The 18,102-nt window shown below is 60.9% G+C and carries 17 protein-coding genes; 16 read left to right on the top strand and 1 reads right to left on the bottom strand.

The window, feature by feature from the left end; all coding sequences use genetic code 11:
* Positions 1 to 51 precede the first annotated feature (51 nt).
* The 3 genes from ACP7EG_RS02280 (at position 52) to ACP7EG_RS02290 (ending at position 3,392) form a co-directional block, all read left to right on the top strand.
* A complete protein-coding gene (locus ACP7EG_RS02280; RefSeq protein ID WP_426086253.1) occupies positions 52 to 1,086 on the top strand; it encodes a cupin-like domain-containing protein in 1,035 nt (344 codons plus the stop codon).
* A gap of 286 nt (positions 1,087 to 1,372) precedes the next feature.
* Positions 1,373 to 2,518, top strand: coding sequence for a cyclopropane fatty acyl phospholipid synthase (gene cfa, locus ACP7EG_RS02285; protein ID WP_426087121.1), 1,146 nt, complete (start codon positions 1,373 to 1,375; stop codon positions 2,516 to 2,518).
* A 28-nt stretch (positions 2,519 to 2,546) separates the two neighbouring features.
* The gene (locus tag ACP7EG_RS02290; protein WP_426086255.1) at positions 2,547 to 3,392 is read left to right on the top strand and encodes a LysR family transcriptional regulator; all 846 of its coding nucleotides are present in this window, start codon (positions 2,547 to 2,549) and stop codon (positions 3,390 to 3,392) included.
* Between the two features lie 153 nt (positions 3,393 to 3,545).
* Here the strand turns inward: ACP7EG_RS02290 and ACP7EG_RS02295 are convergent, their stop codons facing one another.
* Positions 3,546 to 4,232, bottom strand: a complete 687-nt coding sequence (locus ACP7EG_RS02295; protein WP_034752039.1) for a Bax inhibitor-1/YccA family protein — start codon at positions 4,230 to 4,232, stop codon at positions 3,546 to 3,548.
* 221 nt (positions 4,233 to 4,453) lie between these two features.
* On the opposite strand from ACP7EG_RS02295, the gene ndk reads away from it, so the two are divergent.
* The 13 genes from ndk to hflC all read left to right on the top strand — a co-directional run bounded on the left by ndk (position 4,454) and on the right by hflC (position 17,972).
* A complete protein-coding gene (ndk, locus tag ACP7EG_RS02300; protein ID WP_070223377.1) occupies positions 4,454 to 4,870 on the top strand; it encodes a nucleoside-diphosphate kinase in 417 nt (138 codons plus the stop codon).
* A 125-nt stretch (positions 4,871 to 4,995) separates the two neighbouring features.
* Positions 4,996 to 6,171 (top strand): 23S rRNA (adenine(2503)-C(2))-methyltransferase RlmN, encoded by a 1,176-nt coding sequence (rlmN, locus tag ACP7EG_RS02305; protein WP_071076956.1) that lies wholly within the window; start codon positions 4,996 to 4,998, stop codon positions 6,169 to 6,171.
* Between the two features lie 56 nt (positions 6,172 to 6,227).
* Positions 6,228 to 6,959, top strand: a complete 732-nt coding sequence (gene pilW, locus ACP7EG_RS02310) for a type IV pilus biogenesis/stability protein PilW (protein WP_426086256.1) — start codon at positions 6,228 to 6,230, stop codon at positions 6,957 to 6,959.
* Positions 6,960 to 7,026: 67 nt separating this feature from the next.
* Positions 7,027 to 7,950: a helix-turn-helix domain-containing protein gene (locus ACP7EG_RS02315; RefSeq protein WP_426086257.1), complete on the top strand. Its 924-nt coding sequence runs from the start codon at positions 7,027 to 7,029 to the stop codon at positions 7,948 to 7,950.
* A 38-nt stretch (positions 7,951 to 7,988) separates the two neighbouring features.
* A complete protein-coding gene (ispG, locus tag ACP7EG_RS02320) occupies positions 7,989 to 9,251 on the top strand; it encodes a flavodoxin-dependent (E)-4-hydroxy-3-methylbut-2-enyl-diphosphate synthase (protein WP_426086259.1) in 1,263 nt (420 codons plus the stop codon).
* A 57-nt stretch (positions 9,252 to 9,308) separates the two neighbouring features.
* Positions 9,309 to 10,670, top strand: coding sequence for a histidine--tRNA ligase (gene hisS, locus ACP7EG_RS02325; RefSeq protein WP_426086260.1), 1,362 nt, complete (start codon positions 9,309 to 9,311; stop codon positions 10,668 to 10,670).
* 54 nt (positions 10,671 to 10,724) lie between these two features.
* Entirely contained in the window at positions 10,725 to 11,393 is a 669-nt protein-coding gene (locus tag ACP7EG_RS02330; RefSeq protein WP_426086262.1) for a YfgM family protein, read from the top strand.
* An 85-nt stretch (positions 11,394 to 11,478) separates the two neighbouring features.
* Positions 11,479 to 12,624: an outer membrane protein assembly factor BamB gene (gene bamB / locus ACP7EG_RS02335; protein WP_426086263.1), complete on the top strand. Its 1,146-nt coding sequence runs from the start codon at positions 11,479 to 11,481 to the stop codon at positions 12,622 to 12,624.
* A 4-nt stretch (positions 12,625 to 12,628) separates the two neighbouring features.
* Positions 12,629 to 13,975, top strand: a complete 1,347-nt coding sequence (gene der / locus ACP7EG_RS02340) for a ribosome biogenesis GTPase Der (protein WP_034752028.1) — start codon at positions 12,629 to 12,631, stop codon at positions 13,973 to 13,975.
* A gap of 240 nt (positions 13,976 to 14,215) precedes the next feature.
* Positions 14,216 to 14,452 carry an RNA chaperone Hfq gene (hfq, locus tag ACP7EG_RS02345; protein WP_008450615.1) on the top strand — a complete coding sequence of 79 codons (237 nt, stop codon included), beginning with the start codon at positions 14,216 to 14,218 and terminating at the stop codon, positions 14,450 to 14,452.
* Between the two features lie 114 nt (positions 14,453 to 14,566).
* On the top strand, positions 14,567 to 15,790 hold the full coding sequence (hflX, locus tag ACP7EG_RS02350; RefSeq protein WP_141170201.1) for a GTPase HflX: 1,224 nt from the start codon (positions 14,567 to 14,569) through the stop codon (positions 15,788 to 15,790).
* A gap of 2 nt (positions 15,791 to 15,792) precedes the next feature.
* Positions 15,793 to 17,085, top strand: coding sequence for an FtsH protease activity modulator HflK (gene hflK, locus ACP7EG_RS02355; protein WP_426086264.1), 1,293 nt, complete (start codon positions 15,793 to 15,795; stop codon positions 17,083 to 17,085).
* On the top strand, positions 17,085 to 17,972 hold the full coding sequence (gene hflC / locus ACP7EG_RS02360) for a protease modulator HflC (RefSeq protein ID WP_426086265.1): 888 nt from the start codon (positions 17,085 to 17,087) through the stop codon (positions 17,970 to 17,972). The genes hflK and hflC overlap by 1 nt, the downstream gene beginning before the upstream one ends.
* The last annotated feature ends 130 nt before the right edge of the window (positions 17,973 to 18,102 follow it).

Here is an 18,102-nt window from a genome sequence, read left to right on the forward strand (position 1 = left end):
CGGACGGTGCATGCTGTCCGGCCGCTGATGCATATAAAAAGGAGACAGATAATGGCAGCCGTATCGACATTGGGAGCAAAGCAGCTGGAGCAGGAGCTGAGCCGCGAATGGCGCAGCTGGATCGCGGAAAACCTCATGCTGGGCAGCCATCCGTCGGCGCTGATGCCGGTGCTGCAACAGGCCGGCATCGCGGAGCCCCTGGCGCGCCGCGAAATCGAACTGGCGTTGCATAGCCCGTATCTTGCCGGCGCCGTGCGCCTGTCGAACCGCCTGGCCAAGCGCGACTGGGTGATCGACATCCAGCGCAAGCTGAACCAGTTGCGCCCGCCCGAAATTCCCCGCCGCGAGAGACTGTCCGCGCAGGAATTCCTCGACGAATATTATTCCACCAATCAGCCCGTGATCATCACCGGCATGCTGGATGACTGGCCGGCGCTCCGAAAATGGAGTCCGGCATATTTCCGCGAACACTACGCACAGCGCGAGGTGGAAGTGCAGTTCGGCCGCGAAGCGGACGCCCAGTACGAAATGAACAGCGTGGCGCACAAGCGCAAGATGGCCTTTGGCGAGTACGCCAGCCTGGTCGAGAGCAGCGGTACGACCAACGATTTCTATATGACAGCGAACAACAATTCGCAAAACCGGCAGGCGCTGCGCGAGCTGTGGGACGATATCGGCCAGCTGCCCGAATACCTGAAGCCCGATGGCGGCCGCACGGGATTCTTATGGTTTGGTCCGGCCGGCACCGTGACGCCGTTCCACCACGACCTGACGAACAACTTCATGGCACAGGTAAAAGGGCGCAAGCGGCTGCGCATCATGGCCGCTTGCGAAGTGGCGCGCGTGTACAACCAGCGCCACTGCTTTACCCCCGTCGACGGGTGCGATATCGACTTGCAGCGCTATCCGCTGATGGCCGACGTGCAGGTGCGCGAATGCGTGCTGGCGCCGGGCGAAATCCTGTTTTTGCCCGTCGGCTGCTGGCATTTTGTCGAAGCGCTGGACATATCGATGACGGTGGCGTTTACCAACTTCAAATGGGATAACGATTTTTACAGCAAGTATCCACCGAATCACGACTTTTGATCGCAAGGCTTACTTGCCGCGAACAGCCGCCTTACGGGTGGCTTTTTTCATTCTACGGTAGGTATCTTGTATAAGATATTTCCATAAAATAATTTATTGAAATCATTTTGCAGCAATTATTTTGATATGAATGACCATGATGTTTCATTATCCAGATGGCCATGGCGGGCGGATAATTTTATGGCTGCTGCGCCGCCGGGCATCTGAATGACGTGCCGGCGCGCCAGCACCCACAACCATCTGGAGGCGGCAGGGCATGAACACGCAGCAAACGACACAAGCACGAATGCAGTTGCAGCAAACGGCGAGACTCAACCTGGACACGCGGCTGACGCGCGAAGCGGCCGAACTGCTGGCCAGGGCCGGCATCCACCTGAATGGGCGCGCAGCCTGGGACATGCAGCTGCGCAAACCGGGCGTGCCCGAGCGGGCTTTCGCCAGCGGCAACCTGGGCCTGGGCGAAGCGTACATGGACGGCGACTGGGATGCGAAGCAGCTCGATGAATTCTTTTGCCACCTGCTGCGCGCCCGGGTGGCCGACGACGTGCGCCCGATGCGCCTGGCCTTGCATGCGCTGACTGCGCGCCTGTTCAACCTGCAGACGGAGCGCCGCGCGTGGATGGTGGGCAGGGAACACTACGACTTGGGCAACGCCTTCTATGCGGCCATGCTCGATGCGCGCATGACCTATACCTGCGGCTACTGGAAGGATGCGGCCAATCTGGCCGAGGCGCAGGAAGCCAAGCTCGATCTGATCTGCCGCAAGCTCAGGCTGGAGCCGGGCATGCGCGTGCTCGACATCGGCTGCGGCTGGGGCAGTTTCATGCGGTATGCGGCGGAAAAATACCAGGTGCAGTGCGTGGGAGTGACCATTTCGCAAGAGCAGGTTGCGTACGCGCGCGGCATGCCGGGTGGAGACAAGTTGGATTTCCGCCTGCAGGATTACCGCGACACCGATGAAAAATTCGACCGCATCGTCAGCATCGGCATGTTCGAGCACGTGGGTCACAAGAATCACCGCACCTTCATGGAGGTGGCGCACCGCTGCCTGGAAGACGACGGCCTGTTCCTGTTGCACACGATCGGCAAGAACAAGCGCCAATCCGCGTGCGACCCGTGGATCGACAAATACATCTTCCCGAATGGCGACTTGCCGTCGATCGGGCAAATCGGCGACGCCATGGACGATCTGTTTGTGGCCGAGGATCTGCACAACTTCGGCGCCGACTACGACAAGACCCTGATGGCCTGGCACGCCAATTTTGAGCAGGCGTGGCCGCAGTTTTCCGCCCAGCTGGGCGAGCGCTTCCATCGCATGTGGTCGTATTATTTGCTGTCTTGCGCCGGTGCCTTCCGTGCGCGCGACTTGCAGCTGTGGCAATGGGTCTTGTCGAAGCAGGGCGTATTGGGTGGTTATGAGCGTGTCAGTTGATATGCGCGGCAGCTGATATCATGGCTTGATGGATATCAATCAAGCGCGTACCTTCCTGGAAGTGGCTTCCTGCGGCAGCTTCATCATGGCGGCCGAGCGCATGCACGTGACGCAAACGGCCGTCAGCGCCCGCATCCGCTCCCTGGAGCAGCAACTGGGGCGCCAGTTGTTCGTGCGTAACAAGGCGGGCGCCCGCCTGACGTCGGCCGGCGAGCGCTTCATGCGCCACGCGGCCACCATGGTGCAGGTGTGGGAGCGGGCGCGCCACCAAGTGGCCTTGCCGCCGGGGCGCGACGATGCCGTCAGCATCGGCTGCGAACTGAGCCTGTGGCAGCCGATGCTCGGTGACTGGCTGATACGCATGAGCCGCGATTGCCCCGAGATCGCCTTGCGCGCGGAAGTCGACAGTCCCGCGCGCCTGCTCGACGCCGTGCACGACGGTTCGCTCGACCTGGCCGTGCTGTACAACCCGCCGCAGCGCCCGGGCCTGGCCAGCGAATTGCTGGCCGAGGAAAAGCTGGTGATGGTGACCACACGCGCCGACGGGCAGATGCATGCCGATACGTATGTGTATGTGGACTGGGGACCCAGCTTCGCGGCCAACCACCAGGCGGCATACCCGGAGCTGAGCAGCCCGCCCGTGTCGATTTCGCTGGGGCCGCTGGCCCTCGTGTACCTGCTGGAAGTGGGCGGCGCCAGTTACTTTCGCATCGGCAGCGCGCAACCTTACCTCGATGCGGGCCTGCTGTATCGCGTGCGCGACGCGCCCGAGTTCTCGCATTCCGCCTACGCCGTGTATGCGGCCCAGCGCGACAATCCGACCCTGGACCGCGCCCGCGCCTGCCTGCGCGAAGTGGCGGAGAAGATCAAGTAGATGCTGCAGACGTAAAAAAGCCGACCCGAGGGTCGGCTTTTCTCTTTTTCATCGCAGTGCATAAAACGTTCAGGGCAAGGCGCGGTGCCGAAGACAGTACGACTAGTACGGCTAGGCACTGCAACGCTGCCCTGGGCGTTTTTGCGTTAGCGATTAGTCGCGGCTGCCGCCAGCGAAACCCAGCAAAGAGAGCAGGCTGGTGAAGATGTTGTACACGTCCAGGTAGATGCGCAGGGTGGCCGAGATGTAGTTGGTCTCGCCGCCGTTGATGATTTGCTGCACGTCATACAGGATGTAGGCCGAGAAGATGGCGATGGCGACCATGGAGATCACGATCGACAGTGCCGACAGGCCCAGGAAGATGTTCGCCACCGATGCCAGGATCAGCACGATCACGCCGGCGAACAGCCATTTGCCCATGGCCGAGAAGTCGCGCTTCGACACGGTGGCGATCGTCGCCATCACGGCCAGGATGGTGGCCGTGCCGCCGAATGCCGTCATGATCAGCATGCCGCCGTTCGAGTAGCCGAGCGTGCGCGTCAGGATTGGCGTGAGCATCAGGCCCATGAAGAAGGTGAAGCCCAGCAGGACGGCGACGCCCAGGCCCGAGTTCTTGGTCTTTTCAATCGCGTACATGAAGCCGAATGCGACGGCCATGAAGATGATGAAGCCCATGCCGCCGGTCAGCATCGGCAAGTGCATTTGCACGCCGATGAAGGCGCCCAGCACGGTCGGTATCATGGACAGTGCCAGCAGCCAGTAAGTGTTGCGCAAGACCTGGTGGCGGACTTGCTGCATGCCCCCCGACAGGTCAAAGGTGCGTTGCATGTTCTGATTCATAGTGCCTCCGTGTTGTCAATTCAAATTACTGCTTTACCCAAGGATAGCATGAGGGCCGGAATTTGCCAAAAAAGCAGCTTAAGATTTCATTAAACTCAAGCGGCAGGGAAGCATGCCCCCTGTCTGTCTGGGTGATATGGGGTGGAGTATGGTAAAATCAAAGGTTGATTGAGTTATCAATTTACCGTTTTAAACCTTACTTTTTATTGGAGTTTTCACACATGGCAATCGAACGCACCCTGTCGATCATCAAACCAGACGCAGTTGCAAAAAACGTAATCGGTCAAATCTACACCCGTTTTGAAAACGCTGGCCTGAAAATCGTTGCAGCACGCATGACCCAACTGTCGCGCGAACAAGCTGAAGGCTTCTACGCAGCGCACAAAGAACGCGGCTTCTTCAAAGATCTGGTCGACTTCATGGTTTCCGGTCCCGTCATGATCCAAGCCCTGGAAGGCGAAAACGCCGTTCTGGCCCACCGTGACCTGATGGGCGCGACCGATCCGAAGAAAGCAGAAAAAGGCACGATCCGCGCCGATTTCGCCGATTCGATCGACGCCAACGCCGTACACGGTTCCGACGCTGTCGAAGCTGCTAAAGTGGAAATCGCTTACTTCTTCCCAGAACTGAAGGCTTAATTGCCTTAGATAACGTTATTTCCTGGCGTTATCTGTGAAATAACTTATCACCCCCTGTTCCCGCTGCGCTGTGGAGTTTTTGCTCCTGATGCGCGCGGGGACGGATTTTTAGAATAGACATGATCATGAATACGACGACCCTCACCAACTTGCTGGACCTCGATCCCGCGCAACTCATCGCCTATTGCGCCGAGTTGGGAGAGAAACCGTTTCGTGCGAAACAATTGCAACGTTGGATACACCAGTTCGGCGCTTCCGATTTCGACGCCATGACGGACCTGGCCAAGTCGCTGCGCGACAAGCTGGCCACGCGCGCCGAAGTGCGTGCCCCGGCCATCATCAGCGACCACACGTCGACGGACGGCACGCGCAAGTGGCTGGTCGACGTGGGCAATGGCAATGCCGTGGAAACCGTGTTCATTCCGGAAGAAAACCGCGGCACCCTGTGTATCTCGACCCAGGCCGGCTGCGCCGTGAACTGCCGCTTCTGCTCGACGGGCAAGCAGGGCTTCAACCGCAACCTCAGCGTTGGCGAAATCATCGGCCAGCTGTGGATGGCGGAATTCGAATTGCGCCGCACCAAGGGCATCGAACCGGGCCCGAAAGGCGAGCGCCAGATCACCAACGTGGTGATGATGGGCATGGGCGAGCCCCTGCTGAATTTTGAACCGACCGTCACGGCCCTGAAATTGATGCTCGACGATAACGCCTACGGCTTGTCGCGCCGCCGCGTGACCTTGTCGACCTCGGGCGTCGTACCGATGATGGACAAGTTGTCGCAGGAAGTGCCGGTGGCCCTGGCCGTCTCGCTGCACGCCTCGAACGATGCCTTGCGCGATGGTTTGATTCCACTGAACAAGAAATACCCGCTGAAGGAATTGATGGCGGCCTGCAAGCGCTACCTGGAATTCGCCCCACGCGATTTCATTACCTTCGAATACTGCATGCTCGATGGCGTCAACGACAGCGACGAGCACGCGCACGAACTGCTGGCGCTGGTGCAAGATCGTGAGTTCGGTGTGAACTGCAAGTTCAACCTGATCCCGTTCAACCCGTTTCCCGAGTCGGGCCTGTTCCGCTCGAAAAACCCGCGCATCAAGGCGTTTGCCCAGGTGCTGATGGATGGCGGCATCATCACCACCGTGCGCAAGACGCGCGGCGACGATATCGATGCGGCCTGCGGCCAATTGGCCGGCGAAGTCAAGGACCGCACGCGGGTGCAGGAACGCATGGAAAAGATGACCGAGTATCAACAGAAATTCGGCGCCAATTTCGGCAAGATCGTGGAGATCCGCTCCTGATGCGGGGAAGCATGGCTTATCCTGGCGTACTTGCCGCGGCTGTTGTCAGCCTGGGCGTGCTGCTGGCCGGCTGTGCTTCCACCGCAGACAAGGAGCAAGCCGCATCTGTCGAGCAGCGTGCCGCCTTGCGCTTGCAGCTGGCCAGCGCCTATTATATGCAAGGCCAGTTTGTGGTGGCGTTGGCCGAAGCGGAGCAGGCGGTGCAGCTGGTGCCGGACAACGCCCAGGTACGCGGCATGCGCGCCCTGATTTTTGCTGCCCTGCGCCAACCTGTGGCTGCCGAAAAAGATTTTCTTTACGCATTGCGCCTCGCGCCCCACAATCCCGAGTTGAGCAATAATTATGGCCAGTTTCTGTGCCAGACCGGGCGCGCGGCGCAGTCGTTGGCGTATTTTGATGCCGCATTGCAAGATGCCGCCTATGGCACGCCTGAACTTGCGCTGCATAATGCTGCGGCGTGCAGCCTGGTCATGCAAGATTACCCGCGCGCTGCCAGCTATTGGCTCAAGGCGGAGCGCATCGCACCTGGTGCGGCAATCACCTATGCCGGCCTGGTGCGCGTGTATTACCAACAGCAAGACTACCGGCAAGCGGCTCATTACCTTGAGCTGCTCGGTAAAGTAGCGACAATGGAGAGCCAGACGGCCGATGTGCTGTGGCTCGGGATCAAGGTGCAGCATAAGCTCGGGGATGCGGGTGCGGAAGCTGGCCTGGGGGCGCATTTGCGCAACCACCATGCCGGCTCCCCCGAATATGCTGCTTATCAAAATGGGGCGTTTGATGAGTGAGACAGGGATACCAATGAATTCAGAGTGGGCAGAAACGCCTCAGCAGCAGCCCCAGGGCAATCTTGCGTTGGCAGGCGCACAGTTGAAGGCGCAGCGCGAAGCGCTGGGCTGGCCGGTGGAGCAGGTGGCCGACCAGCTCAAGCTGGCGACGCGCCAGGTGATCGCGCTGGAAGCGGGCGACATGGCAGCCTTGCCGAACCTGGCCGTGGTGCGCGGTTTCGTGCGCGCCTATGCCAAGGTGGTCAAGCTCGACGCGGCGCCGCTGGTGGCCATGATCGAAGTGCATCCGGCGCCGGCGCAAGACCCGGCTGTCGCGCCCGTGCGGCGCGAGATTTCCGCCACGTTTTCCGAATCGCGCTTCCCGTCGATGACGCAGCGCTCGTCGAACCAGACTCCCCTCTGGATCGCCGGCGCCGTGGCCCTCGTCGTGGCCGCCGCCTTTGGCGCTTACAAGCTCGGCTATGTACCGGCCAGCCTGTTGTCCTCGCACGCCGAGAAAGAAACCGCGCATGCGGACGTGGGGCCCGTGGAAACGACCCTGATCAAGCCGGGCCAGGACTTGACGCCCGTGCAGTCGCCGTCCGTGCCGCTGATTTCCGTGCCGCCGCCGCCAGGCAACGATACGCAGACGGGCGCGCCTGCCAACAACGTGGCTTCGGCGCCTGCCGCCGCCGTGCCGCCAGCAGCTGCTCCGGCGACGCCGCCAGCGACGACGGCCGCCGTCACGCCGCCCGTTGCCGCCGCTGCCGTAGGCGCGAATACGCTGGTGTTGAAGGTGGAGCAGGATTCCTGGGTGGAAATCCGCCGCCCAGGCAGCTCGCCGCTAATTTCGCGCATGGTCAAGGCGGGCAGCACGGAAACGTTCGATATCGCGGGACCGGCCACCCTGGTGGTGGGCAAGCCGGGTGCCGTGCAGGCAACCTTGCGCGGTGCCAAACTGGATCTGCCGACCGTTGCCGGTGGCACGATTTCCCGTGTCAGCATCAAATAATTGCAGTAACCGTTCAAGCAAACTCAGAAGATAATATTATGGCTACCTCGAAAACAGCGATCGGCTCCGGTCCTTCCGGCCGCCGCGACAGCCGCAAGGTGCTGATCGCGCACGGCCAGCGCCAGATCTGGGTGGGCGGCGATGCCCCCGTGGTGGTGCAGTCGATGACGAACACGGATACCGCCGACGCCATCGGCACGGCGATCCAGATCAAGGAACTGGCGCGTGCCGGTTCGGAACTGGTGCGCCTGACGGTGGACCGTCCGGAAGCGGCTGCGGCCGTGCCGTATATCCGCGAGCAGCTCGACAAGATGGACATCGACGTGCCGCTGGTGGGCGATTTTCACTATAACGGCCACACCCTGCTCAACGACTACCCCGATTGCGCGCGCGCGCTGTCGAAGTACCGCATCAATCCGGGTAACGTGGGCAAGGGCGCCAAGCGCGACACGCAATTTGCGCAAATGATCGAAGCGGCTTGCAAGTACGACAAGCCGGTGCGCATCGGCGTGAACTGGGGCAGCCTGGATCAAGCCTTGTTGGCGCGCATCATGGACGAAAACGCGGGCCGCAGCGACCCATGGCCGGCGCAAGCCGTCATGTACGAAGCGCTGGTGACGTCGGCGATTGAAAATGCCGTGCGCGCCGAGGAGCTGGGCCTGGGCCGCGACAAGATCATCCTGTCGTGCAAGGTCTCTGGCGTGCAAGACCTGATCGCCGTGTACCGCGAGCTGGCGCAGCGCTGCGACTATCCGCTGCATCTGGGCCTGACGGAAGCGGGCATGGGCAGCAAGGGTATCGTGGCGTCCACCGCGGCGCTGTCCGTGCTGCTGCAAGAGGGCATCGGCGACACCATCCGCATCTCGCTCACGCCTGAACCGGGCGGCGACCGCACGCGCGAAGTCATCGTCGGCCAGGAAATTTTGCAAACCATGGGCTTGCGCAAGTTCGCGCCGATGGTGATCGCCTGTCCGGGCTGTGGCCGCACGACGTCGACCACTTTCCAGGAACTGGCCGACAACATTCAGACGTATCTGCGCGAGCAGATGCCGGAATGGAAGATATCGTATCCGGGCGTGGAAGCGATGAACGTGGCCGTCATGGGCTGCATCGTCAACGGCCCCGGCGAATCGAAGCATGCGAACATCGGCATCAGCCTGCCCGGCACGGGCGAGTCGCCAGCCGCGCCCGTGTTTGTCGACGGCGAAAAAGTCATCACCCTGCGCGGCGAACGCATCGTCGAGGAATTCCAGGACATCGTCCTCAATTATGTTAAAAGCCATTATGGCGCAGCAGCGTAGGTCGGATTAGCGCTACGCGCGTAATCCGACAATCAAGTTAAAGCAAAGAAGAACACTATGTCCGAAAATAAAAAAGCAGAGAAAATTACCGGCGTGAAAGGCATGAATGACGTGCTGCCCGCTGACGCCCCGCTGTGGGAATTGTTTGAAAATACGGCGCAGTCCGTGCTGCAAAGCTACGGTTTTCAGCAGATCCGCACGCCGATCGTGGAAGAAACGAAATTGTTCGCGCGCGCCATCGGCGCCGTGACCGATATCGTGGAAAAGGAAATGTACTCGTTCACCGATTCGATGAACGGCGACAACCTGACCCTGCGTCCTGAAGGCACGGCCGGCGTGGTGCGCGCCGTGGTCGAGCACAACCTCGTCTACGAAGGCCCGAAACGCCTGTGGTACAAGGGTCAGATGTTCCGCCACGAGCGCCCGCAAAAGGGCCGCTATCGCCAGTTCCACCAGTTCGGCGTGGAAGCCATCGGTTTTACGGGCCCGGATATCGACGCCGAGATCATCATGCTGTCGCGCCGCCTGTGGGATGACCTGGGCCTGGAAGGCATCCGCCTGGAACTGAACTCGATCGGCGACGCGGACGAGCGCCTGCGCCACCGCGCCGACCTGATCTCCTACCTGGAAAGCCACAGCGAGCTGCTCGACGAAGAAGCCAAGCGCCGCCTGCACAGCAATCCGCTGCGCATCCTCGACACCAAGAATCCTGCCATGCAGGACCTGGTCAATGGCGCGCCGAAGCTGCTGGACTACCTGGGCGAGGAATCGCTGGCCCACTTCCACGGCGTGCAGAAGATCTTGAACCACAACAATATCCCGTTCACCATCAATCCACGCCTGGTGCGCGGCCTCGATTACTACAACCGCACGGTGTTCGAGTGGGTCAGCGACAAGCTGGGCGCGCAAGGCACGGTGTGCGCCGGTGGCCGCTATGACGGCATGGTGGAAATGTTCGGTGGTAAATCGACGCCAGCCGTCGGTTTCGGCATGGGCGTCGAACGCCTGGTGCTGCTGATGAAGGATGCGGCTGAGCCGGAAGCGCCGGCCCAGTGCGACGTGTATCTGGTGCACCAGGGCGAGCAGGCAGGCTTGCAAGCTTTCGTGCTGGCCGAGCGGATTCGCGATGCGGGCCTCGACGTTGTGCTACATTGCGCAGCGAGCAACGGCGGCGGCAGCTTCAAGACGCAAATGAAAAAGGCCGATGCCAGCGGCGCGGCGTTCGCCGTGATCATGGGCGACGATGAAATCGCCAATAACGTCGCTACGGTGAAAGCCATGCGCGAAGCCGATGCAGGCGCGCAGCAGAGCACGGTGCCGTTCGACGATGTCGTCGATTACGTGGTGGACCAGATCATCGGCGACCACGATTGCGGCCACGACCACGGTCCTGGCGGCCACGTGCATCACCACCATTGATTTGAAGCAAGACCGTACTACCCTCGATCAACTACTCATTAAAACTGACGACCCATGGCATACGATCACGAAGAACAAGAACAACTGGCAACCCTGAAGGCCTGGTGGCAGCGCAATGGCAATCTGACCTCCTGGGTCTTGATCGTGGCGCTGGCAGGCTATAGCGGCTGGGCTGGCTGGCAGTACTACCAGCGCACGCAGGCTGCGCAAGCGGGCCAGCTGTACGACGAACTGCAAAACGCCATCGCCGCCAAGGACACGGTCAAAGTGATGCGCGCGGCCGGCGACATGCAATCGCGTTTCAGCGGCACGGCGTATGCGCAGATGAGCGCGCTGGCCGCGGCCAAGGTGGCGTTCGACGCGAATGACCTGAAAACGGCCAAGACCCAGCTGCAATGGGTAGCCGAGCATGGCACGGAAGAGTACAAGGCCATCGCCAAGCTGCGCCTGGCCGGTGTCTTGCTGGACGAAAAAGCTTACGATGAAGCGTTGAAAGTGCTGGCGACGGCTTCCGTGGCGCAATTTGCCGGCGCCGTGGCCGACCGCAAGGGCGACATCCTGGTGGCGCAAAACAAGCTGGCCGATGCACGCACCGCCTACCTGGCCGCGATAGCCGCGACGGACAAGAATAATCCAGGCCGTCAACTGATCCAGGTCAAACTGGAAGCGATTGGCGGTACGGTGCCGGAAGACAAGGCCAAGGCTGACAAGGCCGCCGCCTGACAGGCACACTGATGGTGCGGCCGCGCGGCGTTGTGCGCCGCCTGCCTTGCCCTTACAAGTACAAGAAAAAGGTTGGATAACACTTATGCGTGTCACTGAAAAGCTGGTAGCTGCAAGTCTGTTGGCCCTGATGGCCGGTTGCTCGTCCTGGAACCCGTTCGCCTCGAAAGACCCGAAAGTCGAGCCGGCCAAGCTGGTCGAGTTAAAATCGAGCATTGCCGTGCGCGACGCCTGGAAGTATTCGATCGGCAAGGCCGGTGTGTACGCGTTTACGCCTGCGCTGGCCGGCAACAGCCTGTACGTGGTCAATGCCGATGGCGCGCTGGCACGCCTGGATGCGGCCAGCGGCCGTGAAACCTGGCGCGTCAAGGCTGGCAGCGACATCACGTCGAGCGCCGGCAGCGACGGCAGCGTGGTGGCCGTGGGCGCTGCCAAGGGCGTCGTGCTGGCGTTTGATGCCGATGGCAAGCAGCTGTGGAAGGCACAGGCGTCCAGCGAAGTATTGGCGGCGCCCGTCGTGGGGCAGGGCGTGGTCGTGGTGCGCAGCGTGGATAACCGCATCGTCGGCTTCGATGCCAAGACGGGCGAGCGCAAGTGGACGGTGCAGCGTGCCACGCCGGCACTGACCCTGCGCAATGCGCCGGGCATGGTGCTGGGCGGCGCGAATGTCTACGTGGCCCAGCCGGGCGGCAAGTTGCTGGCACTGACGGCGGCCACCGGTGTGGTACGCTGGGAGATCGTCGTCAGCGAACCGCGCGGCGCTACCGAACTGGAGCGCGTCTCCGACATCGCCGGCACGCCGGTGGTGTTCGAGGGCGAAGTGTGCGCCGTCACGTACCAGGGCAAGGCGGGCTGCTTCGATGCCGCCACGGGCGTGCCGCGCTGGACCAAGCCGTTCTCGTCCGATGTGGGCGTGGCCGTCGACCAGCGTTTCGTGTTTGCCGCCGACGCCCAGGGCGCCGTGGTGGCATTCAGCCGCGAAGGCGGCCAGAGCGCCTGGAAGAATGAGGCGCTGGCGCGCCGCCGCCTGTCGACGCCGGCCTCCTTCGGCCGCAGCGTCGCCGTCGGTGACTATCAAGGTTATATCCACTTCCTGTCACGGGAAGATGGCGCATTAATAGGTCGTGTCAGCACCGATGGTAGCCCGATTGTTTCGGCTCCCGTTGTTGCCGGTTCGAATTTGATTTTTCAAACCCAATCAGGGACAGTGACCGCTCTCGCGGTCGAGTAATACAATGAAGCCGGTAATTGCACTAGTAGGTCGACCCAATGTTGGGAAATCGACTTTATTCAATCGTCTGACCCGCTCGCGCGATGCGCTGGTGGCGGATTTGCCTGGGTTGACGCGCGATCGTCACTATGGCGAAGGCCGTGTCGGCGAACGTCCCTTCCTGGTCATCGATACGGGTGGTTTCGAACCCGTCGCCAAGGAAGGCATCATGCACCAGATGGCACTGCAGACCAAGCAGGCCGTGGCCGAGGCCGATGTGGTGGTGTTCATCGTGGACGGCCGTCAAGGCCTGACCCCGCATGACAAGACCATTGTTGACTTCCTGCGCAAGAGCGGTCGCCCGGTCTTGCTGGTGGTGAACAAAAGCGAAGGCATGCGCTATACGGCCGTCGTGTCCGAATTCTATGAATTGGGCATGGGCGATCCGTATGCGATTTCGTCGGCGCACGGCGACGGCGTCAACGACCTCGTCGAAGTGATGCTGGACCTGGCCTTCGCGCAGCGTCCGGATGAGCCTGAAGAGCTGGAAAAGACCGACCGCGGCATCAAGATCGCCCTCGTCGGCCGTCCGAACGTGGGCAAGTCGACCTTGATCAACACCCTGCTGGGCGAAGAGCGCGTGATTGCCTTCGACATGCCGGGCACGACGCGTGACTCGATCGAGATTCCGTTCGAACGCGATGGCCAGCAATACACGCTGATCGACACGGCCGGTATCCGCCGCCGTGGCAAGGTGTTTGAAGCGATCGAGAAATTCTCGGTGGTGAAAACCCTGCAGTCGATTTCCGAAGCCAACGTGGTCGTGCTGATGCTCGACGCGCAGCAGGATATTTCCGAACAAGACGCGCATATCGCCGGCTTCATTCTGGAGTCGGGCCGCGCGCTGGTGGTGGCCGTGAATAAATGGGATGGCTTGCAATCGCACGAACGTGACGAGATCAAGATCGATATCGACCGCAAGCTCGATTTCCTGTCGTTCGCGCAGATGCATTTCATTTCGGCGCTGAAGGGCACCAACATCGGTCCATTGATGAAGTCGCTCAACGCCGCGTATGCAGCCGCCATGTGCGACCTGTCGACGCCGAAGCTGACGCGCGCCCTGATCGAGGCTGTGGAGAAGCAGGAGCCGCGCCGCAAGGGCTCGATCCGTCCGAAGCTGCGCTACGCCCACCAGGGCGGCATGAACCCGCCTGTGATCGTCATTCACGGCAATGCGCTCGATGCCGTCGGCGATCCGTACAAACGCTATCTGGAAAAACATTTCCGCGATACGTTTGCGCTGGTTGGCACGCCGCTGCGCATCGAACTGCGCACGGGTAAAAACCCGTTTGCACGCACGCCAAGCAAGTAATGAGTTCATTGCTGGATTAAGTGCATATTAAGGCGCCGCAGAGATAATGCGGCGCCGACAACCATTCATGGCTGTTTGCACGGAAATAATAAAGTGTTAATGCGCCATGCGCGACAGCGATCGCGAAAACAGGTTACAGTAGCTATGACGCATCTTTCTTTCTTTGAAAGGTGTGAGAGCACTTGAAATCAAGCGAGTCGCCTCCAATTCTTACACAACAACATAAACAACGGAGCTGTTATGAGCAACAAAGGGCAACTGTTACAAGACCCATTCCTCAATGCATTACGCAAAGAGCATGTTCCTGTCTCGATCTACCTGGTCAATGGCATTAAATTGCAGGGCCATATCGAATCGTTCGATCAATATGTCGTATTGCTGCGCAATACGGTGACACAGATGGTGTACAAGCATGCCATCTCGACAGTGGTGCCGGCCCGTGCCGTCAATCTCAATATTGAATCTGAAGCGGAGTAAAGCGTTGAGCTTGAAGGCCCAGCGCCTTTCACCCTCCATCGCCTCCGTCCGCGCCAGCGGCGCTGATGCGTTTGCATCGGCGTCGGCGTCCGCCGCAACTTGTTTGATGCCATCATGCGCGCCGTACTAGTCGGGGTTGACTTCGGTCACAGCGACTTCGACGCCAGCATGGAAGAACTCATGCTGTTGTCGCGTTCGGCTGGCGCGGACCCGATTTCCACCATCACGGCCAAGCGTTCCAGTCCCGATTCCGCGTATTTCGTCGGCAGCGGCAAGGCCGATGAAATTGGCGACGTCGTCGTCAACGATGGCCTGGAAATCGTCATCTTCAATCACGCCCTCTCACCTGCCCAGCAGCGCAATCTGGAAAAGCGCCTGAATGTGCGGGTGCTCGACCGTACCAGCCTGATCCTCGACATCTTTGCGCAGCGCGCCAAGAGCCACGAGGGCAAGCTGCAAGTCGAGCTGGCCCAGCTGCAGCATCTGGCCACGCGCCTGATCCGCGGCTGGACCCACCTTGAGCGGCAAAAGGGCGGTATCGGCTTGCGCGGCCCCGGCGAGACGCAGCTCGAGACCGACCGCCGGCTGATCGGCGACCGTGTCAAGGCCTTGCGCGCGCGCCTGGAAAAGCTGCACAAGCAGCGCGAAACGCAGCGCCGCGCACGCGGCCGCAATCACACATTCTCGGTGTCCCTGGTCGGCTATACCAATGCCGGCAAGTCGACCCTGTTCAATGCCGTGACCAAGGCCGGCGTGTATGTTGCCGACCAGTTGTTCGCCACGCTCGACACCACCTCGCGCCGGGTTTACCTGGGTCAGGAAGTGGGCAACGTGGTGATCTCCGACACGGTCGGCTTCGTGCGCGAATTGCCGCATCAACTGGTGGCCGCTTTCCGCGCCACGCTCGAAGAAACCATCCATGCCGATTTGCTGCTGCATGTCGTCGACGCCGCGTCGCCGGTACGCATGGAGCAGATCGAGCAGGTCAATCTGGTCTTGAAAGAGATCGGCGCCGATCACATTCCGCAAATCCTCGTGTGGAACAAGATCGACGCGGCCGGGCTGGAGCCTTCGGTGGAGCGCGACGAATATGCTACGATCAGTCGCGTGTTCGTGAGTGCGCAGAAGGGCAGCGGGCTCGACCTGCTGCGCGATGCGATAGTCGAGATGGCCAGGAAGGCGCCTGGTTCGGCGCACCTGTATCAGAACGATGCAGCACCGCAGGAAGATCAGTTGGACGGTCAGTACGACCAGCACGATGGCGCCGCCCCGGACCAGGACGAAGAGCCTGGCGAGGACGATAGGATTTCCACCCACTCCCAAGTCGGAACACGATAGTTATGCTTGTCTCCCTACTCAAAAAAACAGGCTTGAAGTTGTCCCTGAACGATCCCCGCTGGGGCAATCGCAAGGACGACGGCAAGAAAGCCCAAGAAGGCAAAAAACCCGGCGAAGGTCCGCCGGACCTCGATCAGTTGTGGCGCGATTTCAATCAGCGCCTGAACGCCTTTTTCGGACAGAAGAACCGTCCCGACAACGGCGGCAATAACAACGGTGGCGGCAGCGGCCCGCGTCCCGACATGAAGGGCGCGGGCATCACCGCCGGCGTGGTCGGCGTGATCGCCGTCTTCATCTGGCTCGCCAGCGGCGCCTTCATCGTGCAAGAGGGCCAGAGCGGCGTGGTGCTGACGTTTGGCCAATACACGCGCACGGCGCCGGCCGGTCTCAACTGGCGCTGGCCGTATCCGTTCCAGACCGATGAAACCGTCAATGTGTCGCAGGTGCGCACGGTGGAAGTGGGTTACCGCCAGTCGCTGCGCAACAAGCAGACTGGCGAATCGCTGATGCTGACGGACGATGAAAACATCATCGACATCCAGTTCGCGGTGCAGTACACGCTGAAAGATCCCGTGGAATGGCTGTTCAGCCTGCGCGACCAGGAAGACACCTTGCGCCAGGTCGCCGAGACGGCGATCCGCGAAGTGGTCGGCCGCAGCAAGATGGACTTCGTGCTGTATGAAGGCCGCGAAAAAGTGGCCTTCGACACGCAGAAATTGATGCAGCAGATTCTTGAAGGTTACAAGGCTGGCGTGTTGATTAACAACGTGACGATGCAGGCCGTGCAGCCGCCGGAGCAGGTGCAAGCCGCCTTCGACGATGCCGTCAAGGCAGGTCAGGACCGTGAGCGCCAGAAGAATGAAGGCCAGGCCTACGCCAACGACGTCATTCCAAAAGCACGCGGCGCAGCATTCCGCCTGGTGCAGGAAGCCGAGGCCTACCGGGCCATGGTGACCGAGAACTCCGAAGGTAATGCCTCGCGCTTCAAGCAGGTGCTGGTTGAGTACCAGAAGGCGCCGGCCGTCACGCGCGACCGCATGTACCTGGAAACGATGCAGCAAGTGTTCAGCAGTGCCAGCAAGGTCATGGTTGATGCCAAGACGGGCAGCAATCTGCTGTATCTGCCGCTCGACAAGTTGATCGCCCAGACGGCTGCCACCGATGCTGCCGCTGCTGCCGCCCGTGCTGCCGCGACACCCGCAGCCAACACCGTTTTGCCACAGGAAGCCATGCCGACAGTAGAAGTCAATCAGCGCCGCGACAGCCGCTCTTCGCGTGAACGGGAGAGCCGCTAATGAACCGTATCGTTGCCGCCCTGATCGCGGGCTTTATCGCGATCATGCTCTTGTCTTCGACCGTGTTTGTGGTCGACGCGCGCAAGTATGCAATCGTCTTCGCCCTCGGTGAAGTCAAGGATGAGATCAGCGAACCTGGCTTGTACTTCAAGCTGCCGCCGCCGTTCCAGAACGTCATCTACCTGGACAAGCGGATCCTGACGCTCGATACGCCGGAGCCGGAGCGCTTCATCACGGCCGAGAAGAAGAATATCCTCGTCGACGCGTACGTGAAGTGGCGCATCGTCAATCCGAAGACCTATTTCCGCAGCTTCGGCGGCGATGAAAGCCGCGCCCGCAACCGCATGTCGCAAATCGTCAAGGCCGCCCTGAACGATGAAATCACCAAGCGCACGGTGCGCGAAGTGATCTCGGGCGAGCGCGGCAAGGTGATGCAGGCGATCAAGGCCAAGGTGGCGGCCGAGGCCGAGGCCATCGGCGTGGGCATCGTCGATGTGCGCCTGAAGCGCGTCGATTACGTCGAACAGATCAATAACTCCGTGTACGAGCGCATGAAGTCCGAGCGCGTGCGCGTGGCCAACGAGCTGCGTTCGACCGGTTCGGCCGACTCCGAGAAAATCCGCGCCGACGCCGACAAGCAGCGCACGGTGATCCTGGCCGAAGCGTATCGCGAAGCCGAGAAGATCCGCGGCGAGGGCGATGCCAAGGCGTCGCAGGTGTATGCGGAAGCGTTTGGCAAGAATCCGGAGTTCTACAAGTTTTATCGTAGCCTGGAAGCCTACCGCGCCACCTTCAAGGACAAGGGCGACGTGATGGTGGTCGATCCGAGTTCGGAATTCTTCAAGTACTTCAAGGGTAACGGCACGGCCGCTCCATCCAAGAAGTAAGGCAGTATCCAGACTGCACCTGGCCGCAAGGACGGGTGGCAGCAGCAGCGGGGCCGGCGTCAATGCCGGCCCCGTTTTTTTTTGGTGCGCCCAGGCTGTTGCGGGAAGGCGTAAAATGCGGTGTTTTTAG

Origin of the sequence: Janthinobacterium sp. PSPC1-1, assembly GCF_049897625.1 — a bacterium.
GTDB classification, from domain to species: Bacteria; Pseudomonadota; Gammaproteobacteria; order Burkholderiales; family Burkholderiaceae_D; genus Janthinobacterium; species Janthinobacterium tructae.